Genomic DNA, 3,009 nt, shown 5'->3' on the forward strand with positions numbered 1-3,009 from the left:
GTCTTGTTAGATCAAGACCTCGGCCGATTAGTACTGGTCAGCTCCATACATTGCTGCACTTCCACCTCCAGCCTATCTACCTGGTCGTCTTCCAGAGGCCTTACTTCTTTCGAATGAGATATCTTATCTTAAGGGGGGCTTCGTGCTTAGATGCCTTCAGCACTTATCCCTTCCAAACTTAGCTACCCAGCGATGCTCCTGGCGGAACAACTGGTGCACCAGCGGTTTGTCCATTCCGGTCCTCTCGTACTAGGAACAGCTCCTTTCAAATATCTGACGCCCACGACGGATAGGGACCGAACTGTCTCACGACGTTCTGAACCCAGCTCGCGTGCCTCTTTAATGGGCGAACAGCCCAACCCTTGGGACCTGCTTCAGCCCCAGGATGAGACGAGCCGACATCGAGGTGCCAAACCTCCCCGTCGATGTGGACTCTTGGGGGAGATAAGCCTGTTATCCCCGAGGTAGCTTTTATCCGTTGAGCGATGGCCCTTCCACTCGGAACCACCGGATCACTAAGCCCGACTTTCGTCTCTGCTCGAGATGTCTCTCTCGCAGTCAATCACCCTTCTGCCTTTGCACTCTTACAGATGGTTTCCAACCATCCTGAGGGTAACTTTGGGCGCCTCCGATACTTTTTAGGAGGCGACCGCCCCAGTCAAACTGCCCATCTGACACTGTCCGCTTGCCGGGTAACGGCAACGCGTTAGAATTCCAATATAACAAGAGTGGTATCCCAACAATGGCTCGGCACACACTGGCGTGCATGCTTCTCTGCCTCCCACCTATCCTGTACATGTTATATCAAAACTCAATGCCAGACTACAGTAAAGCTCTACGGGGTCTTTCCGTCCTGTCGCGGGTAACTCGCATCTTCACGAGTACTACAATTTCACCGGGTGTGTTGTCGAGACAGCGCTCAAATCGTTACGCCTTTCGTGCGGGTCAGAACTTACCTGACAAGGAATTTCGCTACCTTAGGACCGTTATAGTTACGGCCGCCGTTTACTGGGGCTTAAGTTCGCACCTTCGCTTACGCTAAGCACTCCCCTTAACCTTCCAGCACCGGGCAGGCGTCAGCCCCTATACGTCATCTTTCGATTTAGCAGAGACCTGTGTTTTTGCTAAACAGTCGCTTGAGCCTCTTCTCTGCGGCCCCCGAAGGGGCACTCCTTCTCCCGAAGTTACGGAGTCATTTTGCCGAGTTCCTTAACAACACTTCTCCCGCTCATCTTAGGATTCTCTCCTCGCCTACCTGTGTCGGTTTACGGTACGGGTACCTCGCAGCTCGATAGAAGCTTTTCTTGACAGCGTGAAATCGGCGACTTCCCTACTTATTTTTCGTTCCGCATCACAGCTTAGCCTTTTGCAATGGGGGATTTGCCTCCCGCTGCAGCCTTACTGCTTGCCCCGGCTCTTCCAACGGCCGGGTTCGCTTATCCTTCTGTGTCACTCCATTTCTCAAACGCTTTGAGGTAGTACTGGAATTTCAACCAGTTGTCCATCGCCTACGTCTTTTGACCTCGGCTTAGGCCCCGACTAACCCTGAGCGGACGAGCCTTCCTCAGGAAACCTTGGGCTTTCGATGGTGAAGATTCTCACTTCACTTTCGCTACTCATGCCAACATTCTCTCTTCTCTTAAGTCCACCATCCCTTACGAAATGGCTTCGCCCCTAAGAGATTGCTCCCCTACCACTGTACCTTACGGTACAATCCATCGCTTCGGTGCCTGATTTTAGCCCCGTTCATTTTCGGCGCACCACCACTCGACCAGTGAGCTATTACGCACTCTTTAAATGTATGGCTGCTTCTAAGCCAACATCCTGGTTGTTTGTGCAGTGACACATCCTTTCCCACTTAATCAGTACTTGGGGACCTTAGCGGATGGTCTGGGCTGTTTCCCTTTTGACAATGAAACTTATCTCCCACTGTCTGACTGCCCTGTTAAAATGCACGGCATTCGGAGTTTGATATGGTTCGGTAAGCTTGACGCCCCCTACCCAATTCAGTGCTCTACCTCCGTCATTCATCACAGAACGCTAGCCCTAAAGCTATTTCGGGGAGAACCAGCTATCTCCGTGTTCGATTGGAATTTCACCCCTATCCACAACTCATCCAAGCCTTTTTCAACAGACACTGGTTCGGGCCTCCACTTGGTTTTACCCAAGCTTCACCCTGGTCATGGATAGATCACACGGTTTCGGGTCTACAGCATGCAACTATGGCGCCCTATTCAGACTCGCTTTCGCTTCGGCTCCGCACCTGAAGTGCTTAACCTCGCTACATACCGTAACTCGTTGGCCCGTTCTACAAAAAGCACACTGTCACTTGCGCTCCAGCTGCTTGTAAGCACAGGGTTTCAGTTTCTATTTCACTCCCCTCCCGGGGTTCTTTTCACCTTTCCCTCACGGTACTTTCCGCTATCGGTCACTGGGTAGTATTTAGCCTTGGGGGGTGGGCCCCCCATCTTCCCACAGGGTTTCACGTGTCCCGTGGTACTCGTCGAATCTCCTCATCTCGGCTTTTCGCATACGCGCGTCTTACGCTCTTTGCGGGGCCTTCCCATGCCCTTCTGCTAAACGGAAATGATTGTTGGATTCTGGGCTCTTCCTCGTTCGCTCGCCGCTACTTAAGGAATCGATGTTTCTTTCTTTTCCTCCGGGTACTAAGATGTTTCAGTTCCCCGGGTTCCCTCCGCTAAGCTATGAATTCACTTAACGGTGACGGCCCTTCTGACCGCCGGGTTTCCCCATTCGGACACCCACGTCTCAACGGATATGTGCTCCTAAACGTGGCTTTTCGCAGCTTGTCGCGTCCTTCTTCGGCTCCCAGTGCCAAGGCATTCACCCTGTGCTCTTTGTTTCTTGATCTCCACGAATGCTTTCGCATTTCGTTTTGTTTTTCTTTTGTTCTCTTTCTGAGCTCAAAAGAATGTTGTTTTTGAAATTGCATTTATTAAGAAGTTTTTACTTTGTTTAATATTTGCTCTTTACTCTTTTTTCTTTATG

The 3,009-nt window shown here is 51.1% G+C and carries 1 rRNA gene; it reads right to left on the reverse strand.

From position 1 onward, the window contains the following. Positions 1–7 precede the first annotated feature (7 nt). A 23S ribosomal RNA gene (locus BUC22_RS21190) occupies positions 8–2,871 on the reverse strand. Between the last annotated feature and the right edge of the window lie 138 nt (positions 2,872–3,009).

The sequence above is a fragment of the Eubacterium callanderi genome, assembly GCF_900142645.1.
Classification (GTDB): Bacteria; Bacillota; Clostridia; order Eubacteriales; family Eubacteriaceae; genus Eubacterium; species Eubacterium callanderi.